This window comes from Leifsonia sp. Y878, from assembly GCF_057669685.1.
In genome coordinates this window covers 25,927-45,633 of record NZ_JBYHFS010000002.1, presented here as the reverse complement: position 1 = coordinate 45,633, position 19,707 = coordinate 25,927, and the positions used below count along the sequence as shown (strand labels likewise).

Sequence of the window (19,707 nt, the reverse complement as noted above, 5' to 3'; positions counted from 1 at the left end):
GGTGCATCACACGGATGCCGCCTCAAGCGTAAGCAATATGCGCTTGGCTTCCGTACCTCCCGCATAGTTGCCGAACGATCCGTCTGAACGCACAACGCGATGGCACGGCACGATGAGGGGCAGCGGGTTCGTGGCGCACGCGGTTCCGACGGCGCGCACTGCATTCGGACGCCCCGTCGCGCGCGCAACCTCTGTGTAGCTCTCCGTGTGGCCGTAGCGGATGTCGGGCAGATGCTCGATCACGCTGCGTCGGAATCCGGCCGTCAGCCGCAGATCGAGCGGCAGGTCGAAGGTGCGGCGCGTGCCGGCGAAGTACTCGTCGAGTTCGCGAGCGAGCGCGTCGAGCCTGGCCGGCGCGCGCAGGATCCGCGGGCTGATCCGCGTGCCGAGAGTCTCGAGCACCGCATCGTGGTCTTCACGATCGAACGCCACCCGCACAACGCCCTGGTCGGTTGCCGCGAGCAGCATGAGACCGACAGGCGTATCGAGGGTGCGGTATGCGACGTCCAGGTCGCCGCGCTCGGCGGCAGTGAGCCCGAGTGCGGCATGCAACCGGTCGAGGTCGCTCTGCGCGACAGCACTGGCCGGCGCGAGCAGCGCAGCGATCTCTGTGTCGTCAATGTCAGTGTCGTCAATGTCAGTCATCCGACTAGTCCTTTCACGCGCAGCCGCACTCGCAGTGACGAGATGCCGTCCGCTGCGGCGCGACGGGCGGCATCCGTTGTGCCACCGAGGATTTCGGCAACATCGCGATGCGGGAGCCCGACGATGTAGTGGTACGTCACGGCCTGCCTTTGCTTGGCGGGAAGCGTGCCGATGGCCGCCCAGAGGTCGCGGTCGCGGCCGTCTGGAATGCCGAGTCGCGACTCCCCTTCCAGCAGCCGTTCGACCGGGATCGGCGTGCGGCCCCGCAGCCGAATGATGTCGATGGCCTTTCGGTGGGCGATAGTGACGAGCCAGGCTTCGACGTTCGCGCCTTCGCCGAGCTCCGGGTACGCCCTGAGGGCCGCGAGGAAGGTCTCCGACCAGGCATCATCGGCGTCGACGGCTCCGACGACCGCGCGACAGACACGCAGAACCGTGGCCCCGTGCTCGGCGACAACCTGCTCGAATGGTTTCATGGCCTCAGATTTCGAAGGCTCAAAAGAGCCGGTCGACGCCGGCCTCTGCCGGTTCTTCGAGGCCGAGGAGGTACCGTTTGCGGTCAAGGCCACCCGCGTAGCCGGTGAGGCTGCCGTCGGCTCCGACCACACGGTGGCACGGCACGATGATGCTGAGCGGATTCTTGCCGTTGGCCGTTCCGACCGCGCGAGCGAGATTCCGATCGCCGAGCAGCGTGGCCAGCTGCCCGTATGAGCGGGTCTGCCCATACGGAATCTCCCGCAGCAGCGCCCACACCTTCAATTGGAATCCATCGCCAACCGGCGCCAGGGTGAGGTCGAACGTGGTGCGGTCACCGGCGAAATATTCGGCAAGCTGAGTGACGGCATCCGTGAATGCATCATCGTCGCGCAGCCCGAACGCCTCGGCCTCAGGTCGGCGCTTGTGCTCAGCGAAATACACGGCAGAAAGGCCCGCGGATCGGCCGACGAGCGTCAACTCGCCCACCGGGGAGTCGATGATGCGATAGCGGATGCCTGCATCACGAGAGAGATCCGCACTGCTTTCGATGCTCATCACGAGTTCCATCCTGTCGTTCCTATTCTGTCGAATCGGTGCCTCTATGGGGTAGACGTAGCCCAGTATCCAAACGTGAGATCGCTATTCCATTCCGCACCCGCGGCGTAGCGTGGCAGCACGGGTACGTGACAGCCGGAGGTAAGTGACATGCAAGCCCACGTTGGCGACCGAATCATCATTCGAGGCAAGACAGTCGAGACCCCTGATCGGCACGGCTCGATCATTGAGGTGCGCGGGCAGGATGGTAACCCGCCCTATCTCGTGCGGTTCGAGAATGGCCACGAGATCGTGGTGTATCCCGGCACTGACTTTGTGGTGGAGCATCCGCACGACTGAGCTTGCCCGGCTGAGCGCAGTGTTTGCAAGAATGAGGGCATGAACCACGGCACGCCTGCGAACCCGACCCTCCTGGTGCGAGACCGCCGCGCCTCGGATGCAGGAACTCTCGTTCCTGCCCTCGCAGAGGTGCACCGCCTCGATGGATATCCCATCATGGAGAGGCACGTCAACGCCCAGTGGCTCTTCGACGGAGACGTCGAGCAAGCATGGGTCGCTGAAGTCGAGGGAACGTGCGTTGCACATGTGTCGCTTGTTCGAGCGTTTCGTGCACCAGGCCTCGCTGACGCGCTCGAATTGGATGCGCCATCGGTTCTGGGGCTCACCCGGCTGTTCGTCACACCCGCAGGCCGAGGTCTGGGTGCCGCCTCTGCGCTCATAGCGCGAGCAGAGGCCTACGCCACCGAGTCAGGCGCATCGCTGGCGCTCGAAGTCGTCGACCACAATCAGGACGCCGTCACCTTGTACGAGCGACGGGGATGGAAACGGATCCACTCCTACGAGTCTTCGTGGTTTGGCGTGGACGGGCCGCATCCGATCTCCCACGTCTACCTCGCGCCGCTACTCACTCAGGATGCGTTGGAACAGTAAGTGGTCCTGCCAGCTGCCGGCGATTTTGAGATAGTTTCTGGCCACGCCAATGGGTTCGAATCCGGCCTTCTGTAACACGCGCTGTGAGGCGACGTTGTGCAGCAGGGTGCCGGCTTCGAGGCGGTGCAGGCGGAGCTCGTCCCTGCTGTGCGCGACGAGGTGGTCGAGGGCTGCGGATGCGAGGCCAGCTCCAGCGTGTTCCTTGTCAACCCAGTAGCCGACGCTGGCGCTCTGGAAGGGTCCGCGCACGATTCCTGAGAGCGTCATCCGGCCGATGATGGTGTTGCCGTGCACCATGACGAGCGGATACCCGGCTCCAACTCCCAGCTGCGCGATCTGGTTCGCCAGGATCTGGCCCTGTTCGGTCGACTCGAAGAACGACTCCGCGCGTTCCGGCTCCCACGGCGCGAGGTGTTCCCGGTTGCGTCGATACGCATCGCGAATCGACTCAAGGTCGCGGGCCGTGACCAATCGAAGTGTCACATCGTCTGACAGCGCAACGGGATAGGGCATCCATCGATGCTAGCCACCCCGGGGCGCCATGTCGCGGATGAGGTCCGCGACGCGGGCGACGGTCAAGAAGTAGCTGGCGCTGCCCCACCACTGCTCACCGGCCTCACTGCCCGAACGGCCATACTGATCACCATGGATTCCATGGGCCCAAACCAGACAGTCCTCGATTGGGCCGCAGGCCGCGTCGGCGCATCCGCTAGCTCCTGGGAGCGCACGCTACACGGTGGCGAGCATGCCGTGACAAGTGTCATAACTACGTCGAATAACAAGTCACTCGTGCTGCGGCAATTCCCGCGGGGCGACACCGCGGTGCGGCGCGAAGTCGTCGTCCTTGGCGCGCTCGGCAGCGCTGGCATTATCGGCGGCGCTGGCGGTTTCGCACCACTGCTCCTCGCGGCCGACGTCGACGGAGCTGAGTGCGGTCAACCGACAATCCTGACGTCCCTCATGCCCGGTGTGGCCAACATCACCCCGCGGAACCCCATTTGGTTCGCGCAACAACTAGGCCAGCTCCTCGCGTGCATCCATGCTCATCCATTGCATTCTGGGTTGCCGGACATCATGGCAAAAACCACGCGGATACCCGCCCTCGGCGACCAGTGGGACGTCTTGCTCGACGACTCCCCCGTCGTCACGCACAATGACTTCTGGTCTGGCAACACCCTGTGGCAGGGTGACCGTCTCACTGGGGTGGTGGATTGGTCTGGTGCCGGCCTGGCGCCGCGTGGATTCGACGTGTCCTGGGCTCGTCTCGACCTCGTCCTCCTCTACGACGAAACAATCGCGGATGCCTTCACACAGTCATACGAGCAGACCAGCGGCGAGCGCGTCCCGCACCTGCACCTGTGGGACCTGTTCGCCGCCCTCAACGCGGAACCGAACATCGAGAGCTGGGCTCCCAACTATCAGGGCCTCGGCCGAGAAGACCTGGGGCCAGCCAGACTTCGACAGGATCTCGAAACCTGGCTGGTAAACGTGCGGCACCGCGACAAAGAAGCGCGAGGCTCATACGTCTCCGAGATACCTCCCGACGCATGACGAAGGCCCCGATTCCGGATCGAATCGGGGCCTTGATCATGTCTTCACTACGCCAGCACGCTTTTCGCCAAGCGGTGAATCGTGACGGCACCAACGGCGGCAAACGGATGCAGCGGGTCAGGCTCGCCAGACCCGGTCGGTCCGCCCAGACGGGAATGCCCGACCGCGCTCATCACCGCGTATGCATCACCCTTGCTCCAGCCGTTGTCATCGACGAGGAACGAGAACATGTCCTCGTACCCGCGCTGGATGCTTGTCTGCACTGGATCGCCGAGTCCGACGAAGATCCACTCGTCTGCGGTCTCCACACGCGGTGCACGCAGTGCCATCCCGCGCACGAGATCGATGCTGACGACGGCAATGCCTTCGGCTTCGATCGCCACGAAGGACGATTCGCCCTCCGCCATGATCGCGTGGATGTCGCCGATTGAGAGGTACGCACCCTCGACCATAACCGGCAGATAGACGGTCGATCCCGGTCGGCATTCGGTGACATCCATGTTGCCGCCCTGCGGAGTCGACGGCATGATCGTCGAGTTCGACCCTTCTGCTGGGGCCGTGCCGATGCATCCGATCATCGGGCGCGGTTCGAAGACGTGCCGATCTGTCACGTGCACGCCAGCGTCGTCGATCGGCACCTTGCGGGTGAAGACGTCGTCGCCCATCAGGTGTTGCAACGCGCCAGAACCAGGCAGGCTCACCGACCAGCCGTGCTCCTTCAACCGAATCTCGTGGATGGTCACGGCGAGGGCGTCGCCGGGCAGCGCCCCCTCGACGTAGACGGGGCCGGTCACCGGGTTAATGCCCGCGGTGACCTGTGCGAGGTCCTTCAGCTCGTGCAGCTGCGCGTAGACGGCATCGCTCGTTTCGAAGCCGATGCGCTCTCCCGTGCCTGGCGTGATGCGAATGGCCGGCTCCACATCTGCGGAGAAGCCGAACTTGCCGTGCGACTTGTCGAGAAAGTGATCCATGGGTTACAGCCCCCCGCGTTCGCCCGTTGCCGGAACCTCGAGTGACTCGGCTTCGCCGGCAAGATCGGTCTTGCGGCCAGTGACCCGGTAGTAGAAGAAGACCCCTGCACCGAGAATCAGCCAGACGATACCGCCGAGCTTTGCCTCGATGCTCGCGTTCAGCAGCACATAGCCGATGATCAAGAAACCGATGATCGGCATGACGAGGTGCAGGAGGAAGTTGCGTGACTTCTTGCGCACGATGTAGAACACGATCACCGAGAGGTGAAGCATCATGAAGCCGAACAGCGCACCGAAGTTCACGAGCGACGAGATCAGGTCGATCTGGCCCACGAAGAACAGCACGAGCACGGCCGAGAGCGCTGAGACAAGCAGCACGGCGTTGCGGGGCACCTGGCGTCCGCTGATCTTGCTCAGGAACTTCGGCAGCTGACGGTCGCGGCTCATCGAGAACAGCAGGCGCGATGTTGCGGCCTGGGCGGCCATGGCGTTGGCGATACCGACGGCCAGCACGTTGACCACGAAGAACGCGTTCATCCAGCCGGTGTTCGAGGCAGCCTGCACGATGGTGAAGAAGGCGTTGCCCACTTCGTCGTCACCGAACGACTCACGCCCACCGGCGAGCGCTGCCGCGAGCCAGGTCTGCAGGATGAAGCAGAATGCGACGATCACGAGGGCAATGATCATTGCCTTGCCGGCCGAGTTGCGGCTACCGGTCGATTCTTCGGCCATGGTCGAGATGCCGTCGAACCCGAGGAAGCTAAGCACTGCAATCGACAGAGCGGATGCGATCAGTGGCCCTGTCATCTTGCTCGGGTCCCAGATCGGGTCGATCGTCAGCTCAGCGCCCGGGATGGTTCCGCTGTTGAGTGCGGTGACGGCGATGACCACGAAGATCAGGATGAATGCGAGCTCAACGACGAGGAAGATGCGGTTCATGCGCTTGATCGAGCTGATTCCGAGCAGGTTGATCGTGGTGTTGATCGCCACGAAGACCAGCGCCCAGACCCAGCGAGGGGTGTCGGGGAAGATTCCGACCATCGACTCGGCCGCGAAGACGTAGAGCAGCGTCGGCACCAGCAGGTAGTCGAGCAGGATTGCCCAGCCAGCGAAGAATCCGGCCGTTGGATGGATGCCCTTTCCGACGTAGGAGAAGACCGAGCCGGCCAACGGAATCGACTTCGACATCTGCTGGTAGGCGACAGCGGTGAAGATCATCGCGATGAGGCCGATCAGGTAGACCAACGGAACCATGCCATCGGCCGCGTTGTAGACGACGCCGAAGATTGCCCACGGCGCGATCGGCACCATGAAGATCAGGCCGTAGATCAGCAGGTCCATGGTGGAGAGCGAACGCTTCAGCTCTTGTTTGTAGCCAGCTGCCTCGAGCTGTTGCTGTGGGGTAAGCACAGTGGATCCGGTTTTCAATGTTGACACGGTGGTGTCCTTTCGACGGCGGGTGGGTGTGGTGCGGTCAGGACCTGTGGAGGGGGTCGTGACTGGCGAGGAATTCGCCGATGACGCGGCGGAACGCGTCGGGATGCTCCAGGTGTGCGCAATGGCTGGCGTCGGGGAAGACGTGGCTGGTCGCGCCACTGATTCCGTCAACAAAGGGTTGCCACGTCAGAGGGGTCGCCTCGTCGTGTTCACCCGCCACGACGAGCGTCGGGGTGTCGATGGCCCCGAGCCGGTCGATGATGGTCCAGGAGCGCATGCTCCCGATCACATGGAACTCATTGGGGCCGTTCATGGTGTGGTACACCGTGGGTTCGGCCTCCATTTGGTCGACACTCTCCTGATAGTCAGTCGGTGTCGGGGTGAGCATGCAAACGTGCCGTTGGTAGAAGACGTCGGCGGCGCTCAAGTATTCGGGGTCGAAAATGGTGCCAGCCTGCTCGTGTCGGTCGAGCGCATCCTGCACCTCGGCCGGCAACTGGGCGCGCAGTTCTGCCGCGGCTTCGCTCCAGAGCTGCATGGATGCAGGCGAATTGCAGATCATGAGGCCACGAAGACCTGCGGGTTGCCTGGTCGCGATCTCGGCGGCGAGCATGCCACCCCACGATTGGCCAAGCAGGTGGTATTCGGTCAGTCCCAGGTGCTCGACTAGGTTCATGAACTCATCGACGAACAGCTGCGGATTCCAGAACTCCGCCGGTGCGTCTGGCAGATGGGTGCTGTTGCCACAGCCCAACTGGTCGTAGTGGATGACCGTGCGTCCGGCATCCGCCAACTCAGCGATGTTGCGCACGTAGTTGTGCCCGATGCCCGGCCCTCCGTGCAGCACGATGAGCGGAATCGCGCCCTGCTGCGGCGCCTCTGGCGACGCAATGCGAACCCAGGTCTCCCACTCACGAAACGGGATGGTCTCGGTAGCCACGTGGTGCACTTCAGGTCCTTTTCTCGATGGGTACGACAGCAACGTGCCCAGGTCACGGCGAACGCTCAGCCGGCGGAGGTGGGTGTGCAATATCATGGCGCATTAATGGTCTTGTGCCAAGACCATTGTTGAGTCTTAACATGGTCGTAACGCGGAAGCCGAAGACGGATGCCGCCAGAATGCACGAGGAATGGGGACTTCGATGGCTGGTGCACTCGGCACGCCGGTGGCCACCCCGTCACAAGCTGACGAAGTCACCGACCGCTTGATCACTGCGATTGCCATCGGCGAATACCTGCCTGGGTCGAAGCTGCCGGCAGAGCGCGACCTGGCCGCGTCCCTGCATGTGGGACGGATGACGGTGCGAGCAGCACTCGCGCGGCTGGTCGATCACGGCCTGCTCGAGACCCGACTCGGTCGTGGCGGCGGATCGTTCGTGCTTGAGCAGTGGGCAGCCACCTCGAGCGACTCTGTTCAGCGCACCCTGACTGCTCGGTTCGACGCGATGCTTGAGACCCGCGACGCTATCGAACGGCTCCACGGAACTATTGCGCGGGCGGCAGCTGAGAACCACACAAGCGCCGACAACCTCGTTTTACAGCAACGACTCAACGCCTTTCGCGACGCGGATTCCGGCGTGCAGAAGCAGCACGCCGACGAGTTGCTTCACACCGCGATCTTCGACGCCGCACACAACACAACCTTGAAGACGGTGCTCGTCGACCTCGAGGCTGGTCTGAGCATCGTCGCCCCAGCGCATCTCTGGGGCTCAGGGGAAAGCATGCTCACCATGGAACGCCGCGCCCTGCTCGAGCATGTGAACCTGGTCTCTGCGATCTGCGAACGACGCGCCGACGACGCGAGCAGGATCGCGCGCGAGCACGCAGGGATCGACCTGGAACTACTCGAATACGCGATGTCGCAAGCCGGGCGAACCCAGTAGGCGTCAAGCAGGCATGAAAAAGGCCCCGATTCCAATGGAATCAGGGCCTTTTTCGAATGTCCGTGTAGCGGGAGCGGGACTTGAACCCGCGACACCACGATTATGAGCCGTGTGCTCTAACCACCTGAGCTACCCCGCCGCAACCTAATCGAAGAGTACTACGACCAAGTCTGAGCCCCCTGTGGGAATCGGACCCACTACCTCTTCCTTACCAAGGAAGTGCTCTACCAATGAGCTAAGGGGGCGCGCATCTCGAAGAGAAGCATGCCGCTTTTGGCAACCGAACTAGATTATCACCCCGGCGGGCCGGTTGCGTACACGAGGCGCCTTATACCCCCCGAACGCCGGGCAGAACCCACGCCGTAAACGACGTTTCCCCCGTAATTACGCGGAAGTTTCCGTCTGAAATCACAATTTCTCCGCTGCCAAATTCTCGCTGCGCATCCACGATTCCTGCCACTGCGTGCCCGGGTAGCGTCAGTTCACCTCCGGTACGCGCTGCCAGCACGAGAACGGATGCCTCCGCGGCCTCCCGCACGAACAGGAGAAGATCGTCGTCCACATGCAGCCAGCGCATGCCGCCGCCATTTAGCGCCGGCTGGGATCGCCTGAGGGCGATCAGGTCGCTGTATAGGTCGATCACTCGCTCGGTCTCAGGAGCGGATGCCTGATCCCACGGAATCGGGGTCCGCGAGTGTTCGCCGTCAACACCGGTCAAGCCGAACTCGTCGCCAGCGAACACCACAGGGATGCCGGGCAACGTGACCGATAGCCCGAGCGCGACAGGAATCGCTCCCACGAGAGCCCTCGTGCGGAACCGCGGAGTGTCATGAGTGTCGAGCGCGTTCATCGTCGCCAGGCGGGTGCGCCACGGGAAGCCCGCCGCGAACCGCGTGTGCGCCTCGAAGAACTGCCGTCCGGTGAACGTCGGCACCTGGTTCGCGGCGAAGCCGATGCCACCGCCGGCCTGGCTCCCAGGCTCTGACAGCCAGCTCCACAGCGGCCGGGTGAAGTTGGCGTACGTCATCGCCCCGTGCCAGGCGTCGCCCTGGAAGTCGCTCGATGCGTCGTTCGTCGACTCGCCAAGCAGGATCGTGTCTGGATTGATGTCGATCATCGTGCGGCGGATGGTCTGGCGCACCTCGGCATTCAGGTCTTCGTCCTTGAGCCTGCCCGTCATGTTCGCCACGTCGATACGCCAGCCGTCGAAGCTGAACGGCGGCTTCAGCCAGCGGGCAACGACGGAGTCCGGCCCCTCGATGAAGCGGCGGCGCAGCTCTGTCGAGTTCCAGTTGAACTTCGGCAGGCTGGGCACACCGAGCCACGACTCGTAAGCCGTGTGCTCCGCATTCCGCCAGTAATAGAACTCGCTTTCAGGGGCATCCGGTTTGCCGAGGGCAGCGAGGAACCACTCGTGCCGGTCGCCGGAGTGATTCGAGGTGAGGTCGCCGATGATCTTGAACCCTCTGGCATGCGCGGCGTCAACCAGGCGAATGAGCGCCTCGTCACCGCCAAGCAGTGGGTCAACCTCGTCGAAGCTCGAGGCGTCGTAGCGGTGGTTCGACCCGCCTGGGAACACCGGAGTCAGGTAGATCAGCGTGACGCCGAGGCGCTCAAGGTGATCGAGGTGTTCGATCACGCCGTCGAGGTCTCCCCCGTAGAACTGCTGCGAGCGACCAGGCGGCAGCTGGTCAACCTCGTCGCCCCACGCCGCTGGGATAGCCCACTCCGGCAGCTCACGCTCGTCTGCGGCGATGGAACGCCCGAATCGGTCGGGGAAGATCTGGTACATGACGCTGGATGCGGCCCAGTCCGGCGCAGCCGGGTACGCGAGCAGCTTGAAGTCCTCAGAATCGAGGGTTTCGACAGCATGCAGGCCCGTCGCGTTCAGCCAGAACTGCCGACCGTCGGCCATCGCCAGGTGGAACCGGTAGCCGTGCACAGGGTTCTCCACCTCGACGGATGCCTCCCACCAGGTCCAACCATGGCCCGCGCCGTCTGCAGCAGCTACAACGGATGCCGGTGCAAACCTCGGCTCCCGATTCGGGTTCGACCTGGTGTGCACCGAGGCCACATCGCCGAAGTCAGCGGGGATGCGCACGCGCACCTGCACGATGTCGCCGAGCTCCGGCTCCTGGGTGGACACATACAGCGGGGATCCGTCGTGGTGCGGAAGCAGCGTCATGACTCGAACTTACTTGACCGGCGCTACTTGACGGAGCCGGCCGTCAGGCCGCCGACGATGTACTTCTGCAGGAACAGGAACAGCGCCATCACCGGCAGTGCGGCAAGCACGGCGCCGGCGGAGAATGCGCTCCAGTCGGCGTAGTTCGGGTTCGACACCAGCTTGTAGAGGCCGACGGCGAGCGTCTGCTTCTCCGGGTCGATGAGGAGCACGCTGGCCACCACGAACTCGTTCACCGTCGAGATGAATGAGAGCAGGGCCACCACGGAGAGGATCGGGCCGACCAACCGCAGAATGATGGTGAAGAAGATCCGGGCGTGCCCTGCCCCGTCAATCTTCGCCGCCTCATCAATCGACGACGGCACGGTGTTGAAGAAGCCGTACATCAGGTAGGTGTTCACGCCGAGCGCCCCACCCATGTAAACCATGATCAGGCCGATGTGGGTATTCAGCCCAATGGCAGGGAAGATGTCGCTGATCGTGCTCATCACCAGGAAGATCGCCACGACGGCCAGCAGCTGCGGGAACATCTGCACCAGCACGATGGTCAACAGCCCTGCACGACGCCCGGTAAAGCGCATGCGCGAAAAGGAATATGCCGCGAGCGCACCGAGGAACACGGTGCCAAGCGCCGTGATGCTGGCAATGAGCAGCGTGTTTCCGAACCAGGCGGCGAACGGCTGGTCCGGGTTGGTCAGCAGGCGCTCGTAGGCGTCGAAGCCGATCGAGGAGAAGAGTGCGTTCGATCCCGTCAGCGTTCCGGCCGGGTTGAGCGACGCAGAGAGCACGTACAGCAGCGGGAACACGGAGAACACGACCAGGACGGCACCGATGAGGTGGCGCCAGCCTGTCGCCCTGAACCAACGGCTGAAACTGAATGGACGGCGGGTGGAGATGATCTCCCCTGACGCAGTAGTGATGATTGGCATCAGCTGAGCTCCTCCAACGCCTTCGTTTTTCTGAAACTGATGATGGCAATAAGCGCGACGACGATGAAGATGATGATCGAGAACGCACTGGCCAGGCCGTAGTCACGGGTTTGACCCGTGAAGGCGACCTTGTAGACCATCGAGATCAAAATGTCCGTCGATCCGACGTTGACACTGGCCGCCGGGTCACGGGGCCCGCCGCCGGTCAGCATATAGATGAGGTTGAAGTTGTTGAAGTTGAAGGCGAATGACGAGATCAGCAGCGGCGCAACCGTCACGAGCAATAGCGGCAGCTTGATCAGCCTGAACACTGCCCACGGCTTGGCGCCATCGACGGTGGCCGCTTCTTCGAGCTCTTCCGGAATCGACTGCAGCGCGCCAGTGCAGACCAGGAACATATAGGGGAAGCCGAGCCACAGGTTCACGACCAGGATGCTGATCTTCGCCAGTGTCGGGTCGGTCAACCAGGGAATCGAGGCACCCCCAAGCAACACCTGGTTGATGAAGCCGAAGCTCTCGCTCAGCATTCCGGCCCAGACCAGTGCGGAGAGGAAGGCAGGGAACGCGTACGGCAGGATCATTGCGATGCGGTAGAACTTGCGTCCTCGCATCCGCTTGTCGTTGAAGACGATGGCCAGGAAGAGGCCGAGGAAGAAGGTCGAGGCGACCGAGATGAGCGCGAAGGCGAACGTCCACAGGGTGACGCCGATCAGCGGGCCGCGGATGCTCTCCTCCGTGAAGGCGCGGGTGAAGTTGTCGAAGCCGACGTTGACCTTCCAGCCAGGCAGCAGCTGCGTGCCGTCCGTCGCGGTGAAGGCGCCATCCCCGGTGTCGGCGTAGACCGTGCCAGTGGTGACATCCGTCATGGTGTCTGCCGTGGCATCGAATTCGAGGGTGGAGCTGTAGACGTACGCGCTGCTGCCGTCTGACGTGCGGAGGGCACCGTCGTTCGGGTCGCTGGAGAACGGCACAGCCATGGCCGTGATCTCGTCGGTGCGCTGCAGCACGGCTGCGAAGTTGAGTGCGGTGTATCCATCGAGGGCGACGGCCTTGCCGCCTTCCATCGTGGCGTTGTCGACGGCGTGAAGGGGCGAGTCAGCGTTGCCGACACTCACGTCTCCGTCTGGGTCGGTCACGAGCAGGTTGAGCTGCCCGGCCTGATCGAGCACGGTGACGGCGTAGGTGGGTGAGTCAGGAACGCGTTCGAGCGCAGAGCCCATAAGAGCAGAGATGGCCTGGCTCTTATCGCCGTTGTGGCCCGTGCTGTAGTTGGTGAAGCCGATGTATGCGGTGTAGCCGATCACGAAGATCTGGAAGATGACGAGGAAGATCACACCGGGCGTCAGATACTTGGCCGGCAGCTTGCGCTTGGAGAAGTAGATCCAGTTCACCAGGGCAGTGACGATGACGACGAGGGCGAAAATCACCCACTCGGCCTTGGCGAACAATATGAACAGCGCGTAGACGGCGATGGCGTCCACCAGCCCAAGCGACACGATCTTGACCAGCAGGGTCTTGACCCCGACGGATGCCGATTCGGCGATGCTCGAGGCCTGCTTCTGCCGCTTCGTGGGCGGCTTCTCGGGGCCGGCTACGACGGCTTCCTCTTCTATGGTGGCGCTCATTGCTCTTACTTTCGACACGTCGTTGTGGTGCATGGGACAAAGCCCCCGGGGCTGCCGTGTATTCGACGGCCCCGGGGACTCGGGGTGCTGCTGTTAGCCGATTGCTGCCTGCACGTCGGCGGCCAGCTTCTGCCAGGTGGCAACCGGGTCTGCACCGTTGATGATGGCGGCTTCCGCGATGCCCCAGTACTGCCAGACCTGGCCCATGGCCGGGATGGCCGGCATCGGCACAGCGTTGGCGCCTGCAGCGGCGAACCCGGCGATGAGCGGGTCTTCCGAAGCGGTCTCTGCGGCCGCAGTCAGAGCGGGCAGAACGTTGCCAGACTTGAACAGCGCGAGCTGCACGTCTTCGGTTGCGATGTAGTTGACGAGGAAGTCGTTCGCGGCAACCTTGTTCTTGCTCTGCTCGTTGACGAAGAAGCCCTTCACACCGGCGAACGGCTGCGCCGTCTCAGGCCCTGCGCTCGGGATGGCGTCAACGGCGACGTTGATGCCGGCATCCGTTGCAGCGGCGACGTTCCACGGGCCGGTCAGCCAGAAGGCTGCCTGGCCGGTCGTGAAGGCTTCCTTCGCGATGTCGCCGGTGATCTCCGTGTTGAAGACTCCGGTTCCGGTCTTGCCCTGGCTGCCGAGCCAGGTTGCGAATGAGTCGCCACCGGCGTTGCCGAGTTCGAGGTTGGTGGCGTCATAGCCGCCGTTCGCATCGGTGCCGAAGACGGGTGCTCCGAAGCCGGTCTGGAACGGGTACAGGTGGTACGGGTCGCCCTCTGTGCCCTGCTGCACGATGAACGGGTACGTGACACCGGCGGCAGTGCCCTGCGCGATCATGTCGTCGTAGCTGGTGGGAGCGGTCGGGGCGAGGTCAGCGTTGCGGAGCAGCGCAAGGTTCTCGACGGCGTACGGCAGCTGGTAGACCTTGCCGTCATAGGTGGCCGCGTTGAGGGCGACGGGCAGGAAGTCTGCCGACTTGTCGCCGAGTTCGATGGGAGACACGACGCCGTTGGTGACCAGCTCGCCGAGCCAGTCGTGAGCGCCCATGACCACGTCAGGACCCTTGCCGGTTGGCGCCTGCTGGATGAAGTCATCCTTGATCTTCGCGGTGTCCTTCGACACGAGGTCGACCTCTACGCCGGTCTTCTCCTGGTACGCAGCTGCCGCGTCCTTCAACGCATCGACGCGTTCAGCGTCAACCCATACGGTCAGGGTGCTCGAAGCGGATGCGGCGCTGTCGCCAGACCCAGAATCTCCAGCTGAACATCCGACCAGGGCCAGAGAAGCTACGACCATGACTGCACCAGCAGTCAGAAGGCCATTCTTTTTCACCGTCATTGGTGTTGCCTTTCGTGAGAATGCTGGCAAAAATGCAAGCGATTACATGTATAGCTGCTCGTGCGCGGATTGACAACTCAACGTTTATCCATCGAGATCAGTTCGTGATGATCGCCCACGCCGCCAACTGTGCAAACGCTTCCAAAGGCGCCAGATGCCGTAAGGTATCGCTCATGACAGGCAACACAGAGTGGTGGAGAACCGCCGTTATTTATCAGATCTACCCGCGCTCCTTTGCGGACGCCAATGGCGACGGCATGGGCGACCTTGCCGGCATCGAAAGCAGGCTGCCAGCACTGAAGCAGCTGGGCATCGACGCAATCTGGCTTTCGCCGTTCTACACGTCGCCTCAGCGTGACGCCGGATACGACGTTGCCGACTACTGCGACGTCGATCCCCTGTTCGGCACCCTCGCCGACTTCGACGTGATGTTGACCAAGGCACATGACCTCGGCATCCGCGTCATCGTCGACCTCGTGCCCAACCACAGCTCAAGCGAGCACCCGTGGTTCCAGGCGGCACTCGCTGCAGGGCCCGGCAGCGAAGAGCGCGGACGCTACATGTTCCGCGAGGGCAAGGGCGAGAACGGCGAGCTTCCCCCGAACAACTGGGAATCGGTGTTCGGCGGCCGCGCCTGGACGCGCGTGACCGAGGCCGATGGCACGCCGGGCCAGTGGTACCTGCACCTGTTCGACACGACTCAGCCCGACCTCGACTGGGACAACCCCTGGGTGCGCGAGCAGTTCCGCGACATCCTGAGCTTCTGGCTTGACCGTGGTGTCGATGGCTTCCGCGTCGACGTTGCACACGGCATGATCAAGGCCGCAGGCCTGCCAGACTACTTCCCGCCGGCCGAAGGCGGCAGCATGGGCGGCGGCAGCGCCACCCTCGAACCCGCGATCAGCACCGAGCCGCCGGCTCCCGCTCCCTACTGGGCGCAGGAAGGCGTGCACGAGATCTACCGTGACTGGCGCGAGCTGCTCAACTCGTACCCCGGTGACCGCATCCTGGCCGCAGAAGCATGGGTCGACCCGCTGTCCCAGGTCGCCAAGTGGGTGCGCCCAGATGAAATGCACCAGGCGTTCAACTTCGCGTACCTCGAGACCCCGTGGAACGCTGCTGCGCTGCACTCGGTGATCGATGCGTCGCTTGAGGCATTCGGCGCGGTCGGCGCCCCAAGCACCTGGGTGCTCTCCAACCACGACGTCGTGCGTCACGCCTCCCGCCTTGCCCTCACCGCAGAGAACCTGCAGGGACACGGCATCGGCCCGAAGACCCCCGGCCTGCCGGACCCGGTCGTCGGACTCCGCCGTGCACGTGCAGCCACGAGCCTCATGCTCGCGCTCCCGGGTTCCAGCTACCTGTACCAGGGCGAGGAGCTCGGCCTGCCAGAGGTCGTCGACCTGCCTGACGAAGCCCGTCAGGACCCGACCTGGTTCCGCACCAACCACGAGCGTTATGGCCGTGACGGATGCCGCGTGCCGATTCCCTGGGAGGCCAACAGCCCCTCATACGGCTTCGGCCCGTCAGACCAGAGCTGGCTGCCGCAGCCCACAGAGTGGGCAGAACTTGCCCGCGACGAACAGGTCGGCGTCGCAGGCTCGACGCTTGAGCTCTACACGCTCGCGCTGAAGCTGCGCCGCGAGCTAGGCCTGGCGCTCGGCGCCGTCGAGTGGCTTGACGGCTACGAAGCGGATGTCGCGGCGTTCCGCAATGGCGACCTGATCGTCATCGCCAACACGGGCTCTGACCCCGTTGAGCTGCCGGACGGCGAGATCCTGCTCAGCAGCGAAGCGTTGGCCGGTCGCACGCTGCCCGGTGACACCACCGCCTGGATCCGCGCGTAATCCTCCTCGTTGATTGAGGAACGAGCGCCAGCGAGTGTCTCGAAATCCAGTGGGCCGATCTCTGAACTTCCGGAGATCGGCCCTCGGTGGTTTCGAGACGGCCTGGCGGCCTCCTCAACCAACGACCGGGTCTGGCTGAAACCGATAGCCCATGCCCGATTCGGTGAGCAGGTAGCGCGGTCGGCCGGGGTCCGGTTCGATCTTCTTGCGGAGCTGGGCAATATAGAGCCGCAGGTAGCCGGTGTCTGTGATGTGCTCTGACCCCCAGATTTCGGTGAGCAGGCTTTGCCGGGTGACCAGTTTGCCTGCGTTCCGCACGAGCAGCTCAAGCACCTGCCATTCGGTCGGGGTGAGGCGCACCAGCTCTGCACCGGCAACACCAGCAGAACCAGCAGCAGCGACCCTGGTGATGCTCTTGGCTGCCAGGTCGATGGAGATGTTCGCAATGGTGACCACCGGCGTTGCCTCCTGGTTCGGCACCCGGCGCGTGAGCGCCCTGATTCGCGCCAGCAACTCGTCGATGGCGAACGGCTTGGTCACATAGTCGTCGGCGCCGGCGTCCAGCGCATCCACTTTGTCGCCGGCACCCGTGCGGCCGGACACCACCAGGATGGGCGCACGGGTCCAGCCCCTGAGCGCTTCGATCACCTGGATGCCGTTCAGCTGGGGCATGCCGAGGTCGAGCATGAACAGGTCGGGGTTGTGCTCGATGGCCGCGTTGACTGCTTCTGTACCGTTCGCCGCTGTGATGATGTCGTAGCCGCGCGCTGACAGGGTGATGCGCAGTGCGCGGAGGATCTGCGGGTCGTCGTCGGCTATAAGGATTTTCATGCGGTTTCCTGTCGATTGTCCTGTCGCTGGGGATCCTGGCGTTCACCAGCGGGAAGGGTGATGACCATGGTGAGCCCGCCGCCAGGGGTGTCTTCGGTGTCGAGGCTGCCGCCCATGCCCTCAGCGAATCCCTTGGAGAGCGCGAGCCCGAGGCCGAGTCCGGTGAGGTTGTCGGTGTCGCCGAGACGTTGGAATGGCACGAAGACCTCGTCGCGCCGTTCAGCGGCGATGCCGGGGCCATGGTCAATGACGCGAATCTGCACGGTGTTTCCGAAGCTGCTGGTCGAGATCCGCACGCGCGTTCCCTCTGGGGCGAAACGGTGAGCGTTGGCGAGGAGATTCACGACGACCCGCTGCAACAGTCCGGCATCGGCCAGCAGCGCCGGCAGCACGGGGTCGAGGTCGAGTTCGACGTCTCCAGGGCCCAGGCCCAGCTCGTCGAAGGCCGGCAGGATCACGTCTTCCGCGTCGACCGGCGCCAACGAGATCCCCAGCACGCCGGCCTGCAACCGGCTGACATCCAGCAGGTTGGTGACCAGGCTGGACAGGGTGGCAAGACTCTCCTCTGCCGTGGCCAGCAGCTCTGCCCTGTCAACGGGTGACCACGACACCTCTGTGGAGCGGAGCCCGGTGACCGCGGCAGTGGCGGCCGCGAGCGGACGCCTGAGATCGTGGCTGACCGCGGAGAGCAGCGCGCTTCTCACCCGGTCGGTTTCGGCGAGTGGGCCGACCTCCCTCGCCGTCTCGCTGAGGTCTGAATGTTCAAGTGCGGCATCAATCTGTGTGGCGATGACAGCCAGGAGCCGACGTTCGGACGAGGCCAGGTCTGCCCCGTGGAGCTCGAGTATCGCGCGGCTTCCGACGGGGATGGTGCTGAAGGTCTCACCAGCCGGCTCCCCGTCGACGCACAGCACCTGGTCGCCCTTCATGAGGCGCACCCCGGTGAGGTTGAAGGCTTCCCGGGTGCGGCTGACCAGCGCCTGGAGCGCGCCTTGCCCACGGAGCACACTTCCGGCGATCGTGGCGAGCAGTTCGGATTCGGCTGCCGCACGCGACATCGCCCGTGATCGCCGAGCGGCCTGGTCGACGACGTAGCTGACCAGCACTGCGTTGAGGATGTAGAGCACCAGGGCCAGGAGATGCAGAGGCTTGTCGACGGTGACGGTATAGAGCGGTTCGACAAAGAAGTAGTCGAGGGTGAGGCCGGAGAGCAGCGCGGCGAACAGTGCTGGCCAGATGCCGCCGACAATCGCGACCAGCACAACCAGCAGCTGATAGGCCAGCACATCGCTGGTGATGGAGTCGGTGGTGCGCAGGGTGATCAGCAGCCAGTTCAGCAGCGGTCCGCCGATCAGGGCGATGGCGAGACCATAGACCCGGCGCTTGGTGGTGAGCCCACCGGAGATTCGAGGAAGTGTGAAGCGGCCGCCTGCACCAGCGTGGTTCACAATGTGCACGTCGATGTTGCCTGATTCGCGGATGACGGTGGCGCCGATCCCCGGACCGGTCATGGCCGCCTGCAGCCGACTACGCCGGCTGACCCCAATGACAAGCTGGGTGGCATTCGCCGCCTTCGCGAACTCCACAAGCGAATGCGGAATGTCGTCTCCGATGACCTGGTGGTACGTTCCGCCCAACTTTTCAACCAGGGCCCGTTGGGCGGCCAGCGCCTCCGGATGGGCGGTTCTGAGACCGTCCTGGCTGGTGATGTGCACGGCCAGGAGCTCCCCTCCCGCAGAGCGCGCGGCAATCCGCGCACCACGGCGCAGCAGGGTCTCACCCTCCGGTCCCCCGGTAAGGGTGACAACGACCCGTTCCCGGGCCTCCCAGGTGCTGTCGATGCCCTGCTCTGCCCGATAATTCTTGAGCGCACTGTCGACCTCGTCGGCCAGCCACAGCAACGCCAGTTCACGCAGCGCGGTGAGGTTGCCGAGCCTGAAGTAGTTGGACAGCGCAGCATCGATGCGTTCCGTCGGGTAGACGTGCCCATCGGAGAGACGATCCCGCAAAGCCTGCGGCGCCAGATCGACAACTTCGATCTGGTCGGCAGCGCGCAGCACACCGTCGGGGATCGTTTCGCGCTGTGGGACTCCCGTGATCTGCTGCACGACATCGTTCAATGATTCGATGTGCTGGATATTCACCGTCGACATGACGTTGATGCCGGCAGCAAGCAGCGTCTCGACGTCTTGCCAGCGTTTCTCATTCGGCGATCCAGGAGCGTTGGTGTGAGCGAGCTCATCGACCAGCGCAACCGCCGGGTTTCGCCGCAGGACAGCGTCAAGGTCCATCTCATCCAGCTCAACGCCGCGATGGGAGACGCTGGTGCGTGGCACGATCTCCAGACCGTGCGTCATTGCGATCGTGGCGGCGCGGCCGTGGGTTTCCACGACCGCGACAACCACGTCTTTACCTTCGCCCAGCAGCCGTTTGCCCTCTTCAAGCATGGTGAAGGTCTTTCCGACACCGGGAGCGGCACCGAGCAGCACTCGAAGCCGCCCTCGTTTCATGG

At 63.7% G+C, this 19,707-nt stretch carries 18 protein-coding genes and 2 tRNA genes; 5 read left to right on the top strand and 15 right to left on the bottom strand.

Annotated elements, in window-relative coordinates:
* Positions 1 to 6: 6 nt before the first annotated feature.
* The 3 genes from AC25Y4_RS06510 to AC25Y4_RS06500 are packed head-to-tail and all read right to left on the bottom strand — an operon-like array spanning position 7 to position 1,677.
* A complete protein-coding gene (locus AC25Y4_RS06510) occupies positions 7 to 645 on the bottom strand; it encodes a methylated-DNA--[protein]-cysteine S-methyltransferase (RefSeq protein WP_488119582.1) in 639 nt (212 codons plus the stop codon).
* A complete protein-coding gene (locus tag AC25Y4_RS06505; protein ID WP_488119581.1) occupies positions 642 to 1,121 on the bottom strand; it encodes an RNA polymerase sigma factor in 480 nt (159 codons plus the stop codon). The genes AC25Y4_RS06510 and AC25Y4_RS06505 overlap by 4 nt, the downstream gene beginning before the upstream one ends.
* Positions 1,122 to 1,140: 19 nt before the next feature.
* Positions 1,141 to 1,677: a methylated-DNA--[protein]-cysteine S-methyltransferase gene (locus AC25Y4_RS06500; protein ID WP_488119580.1), complete on the bottom strand. Its 537-nt coding sequence runs from the start codon at positions 1,675 to 1,677 to the stop codon at positions 1,141 to 1,143.
* Between the two features lie 150 nt (positions 1,678 to 1,827).
* On the opposite strand from AC25Y4_RS06500, the gene AC25Y4_RS06495 reads away from it, so the two are divergent.
* Together AC25Y4_RS06495 and AC25Y4_RS06490 are read left to right on the top strand one after the other, a co-directional pair.
* Positions 1,828 to 2,016: a DUF1918 domain-containing protein gene (locus AC25Y4_RS06495; protein WP_488119579.1), complete on the top strand. Its 189-nt coding sequence runs from the start codon at positions 1,828 to 1,830 to the stop codon at positions 2,014 to 2,016.
* Positions 2,017 to 2,055: 39 nt separating this feature from the next.
* Positions 2,056 to 2,607, top strand: a complete 552-nt coding sequence (locus AC25Y4_RS06490; protein ID WP_488119578.1) for a GNAT family N-acetyltransferase — start codon at positions 2,056 to 2,058, stop codon at positions 2,605 to 2,607.
* Here AC25Y4_RS06490 and AC25Y4_RS06485 read toward each other — a convergent pair.
* Positions 2,578 to 3,120: a GNAT family N-acetyltransferase gene (locus tag AC25Y4_RS06485; protein ID WP_488119577.1), complete on the bottom strand. Its 543-nt coding sequence runs from the start codon at positions 3,118 to 3,120 to the stop codon at positions 2,578 to 2,580. The two genes, AC25Y4_RS06490 and AC25Y4_RS06485, sit on opposite strands and share 30 nt — an antisense overlap.
* A gap of 132 nt (positions 3,121 to 3,252) precedes the next feature.
* Here AC25Y4_RS06485 and AC25Y4_RS06480 point away from each other — a divergent pair, with 132 nt between their 5' ends.
* Entirely contained in the window at positions 3,253 to 4,158 is a 906-nt protein-coding gene (locus AC25Y4_RS06480; protein WP_488119576.1) for a phosphotransferase family protein, read from the top strand.
* A gap of 47 nt (positions 4,159 to 4,205) precedes the next feature.
* Here AC25Y4_RS06480 and AC25Y4_RS06475 read toward each other — a convergent pair whose 3' ends face one another.
* The 3 genes from AC25Y4_RS06475 to AC25Y4_RS06465 are packed head-to-tail and all read right to left on the bottom strand — an operon-like array spanning position 4,206 to position 7,506.
* Positions 4,206 to 5,129, bottom strand: a complete 924-nt coding sequence (locus tag AC25Y4_RS06475) for an acetamidase/formamidase family protein (protein ID WP_488119575.1) — start codon at positions 5,127 to 5,129, stop codon at positions 4,206 to 4,208.
* A 3-nt stretch (positions 5,130 to 5,132) separates the two neighbouring features.
* Positions 5,133 to 6,566: an APC family permease gene (locus tag AC25Y4_RS06470; RefSeq protein WP_488119574.1), complete on the bottom strand. Its 1,434-nt coding sequence runs from the start codon at positions 6,564 to 6,566 to the stop codon at positions 5,133 to 5,135.
* A gap of 37 nt (positions 6,567 to 6,603) precedes the next feature.
* On the bottom strand, positions 6,604 to 7,506 hold the full coding sequence (locus AC25Y4_RS06465; protein ID WP_488119573.1) for a proline iminopeptidase-family hydrolase: 903 nt from the start codon (positions 7,504 to 7,506) through the stop codon (positions 6,604 to 6,606).
* Positions 7,507 to 7,696: 190 nt separating this feature from the next.
* Here AC25Y4_RS06465 and AC25Y4_RS06460 point away from each other — a divergent pair, with 190 nt between their 5' ends.
* On the top strand, positions 7,697 to 8,449 hold the full coding sequence (locus AC25Y4_RS06460; protein ID WP_488119572.1) for a FadR/GntR family transcriptional regulator: 753 nt from the start codon (positions 7,697 to 7,699) through the stop codon (positions 8,447 to 8,449).
* 65 nt (positions 8,450 to 8,514) lie between these two features.
* Here AC25Y4_RS06460 and AC25Y4_RS06455 read toward each other — a convergent pair.
* From AC25Y4_RS06455 to AC25Y4_RS06430, 6 genes are all read right to left on the bottom strand, one after another.
* Positions 8,515 to 8,588, bottom strand: a tRNA-Met gene (locus AC25Y4_RS06455).
* Positions 8,589 to 8,622: 34 nt separating this feature from the next.
* Positions 8,623 to 8,694: transfer RNA gene (locus AC25Y4_RS06450), tRNA-Thr, on the bottom strand.
* A gap of 83 nt (positions 8,695 to 8,777) precedes the next feature.
* On the bottom strand, positions 8,778 to 10,634 hold the full coding sequence (locus tag AC25Y4_RS06445; RefSeq protein ID WP_488119571.1) for a glycoside hydrolase family 13 protein: 1,857 nt from the start codon (positions 10,632 to 10,634) through the stop codon (positions 8,778 to 8,780).
* Between the two features lie 23 nt (positions 10,635 to 10,657).
* Positions 10,658 to 11,563: a sugar ABC transporter permease gene (locus AC25Y4_RS06440; RefSeq protein ID WP_488119570.1), complete on the bottom strand. Its 906-nt coding sequence runs from the start codon at positions 11,561 to 11,563 to the stop codon at positions 10,658 to 10,660.
* Positions 11,563 to 13,188: an ABC transporter permease subunit gene (locus AC25Y4_RS06435; protein WP_488119569.1), complete on the bottom strand. Its 1,626-nt coding sequence runs from the start codon at positions 13,186 to 13,188 to the stop codon at positions 11,563 to 11,565. The genes AC25Y4_RS06440 and AC25Y4_RS06435 overlap by 1 nt, the downstream gene beginning before the upstream one ends.
* 93 nt (positions 13,189 to 13,281) lie before the next feature.
* Entirely contained in the window at positions 13,282 to 14,517 is a 1,236-nt protein-coding gene (locus tag AC25Y4_RS06430; RefSeq protein ID WP_488119568.1) for a sugar ABC transporter substrate-binding protein, read from the bottom strand.
* Positions 14,518 to 14,690: 173 nt separating this feature from the next.
* Here AC25Y4_RS06430 and AC25Y4_RS06425 point away from each other — a divergent pair, with 173 nt between their 5' ends.
* Positions 14,691 to 16,364, top strand: a complete 1,674-nt coding sequence (locus AC25Y4_RS06425) for a glycoside hydrolase family 13 protein (protein WP_488119567.1) — start codon at positions 14,691 to 14,693, stop codon at positions 16,362 to 16,364.
* Positions 16,365 to 16,478: 114 nt separating this feature from the next.
* Here AC25Y4_RS06425 and AC25Y4_RS06420 read toward each other — a convergent pair whose 3' ends face one another.
* Together AC25Y4_RS06420 and AC25Y4_RS06415 are read right to left on the bottom strand one after the other, a co-directional pair.
* Positions 16,479 to 17,195 (bottom strand): response regulator, encoded by a 717-nt coding sequence (locus AC25Y4_RS06420; RefSeq protein ID WP_488119566.1) that lies wholly within the window; start codon positions 17,193 to 17,195, stop codon positions 16,479 to 16,481.
* Positions 17,192 to 19,705, bottom strand: coding sequence for a DUF4118 domain-containing protein (locus tag AC25Y4_RS06415; RefSeq protein WP_488119565.1), 2,514 nt, complete (start codon positions 19,703 to 19,705; stop codon positions 17,192 to 17,194). The genes AC25Y4_RS06420 and AC25Y4_RS06415 overlap by 4 nt, the downstream gene beginning before the upstream one ends.
* Between the last annotated feature and the right edge of the window lie 2 nt (positions 19,706 to 19,707).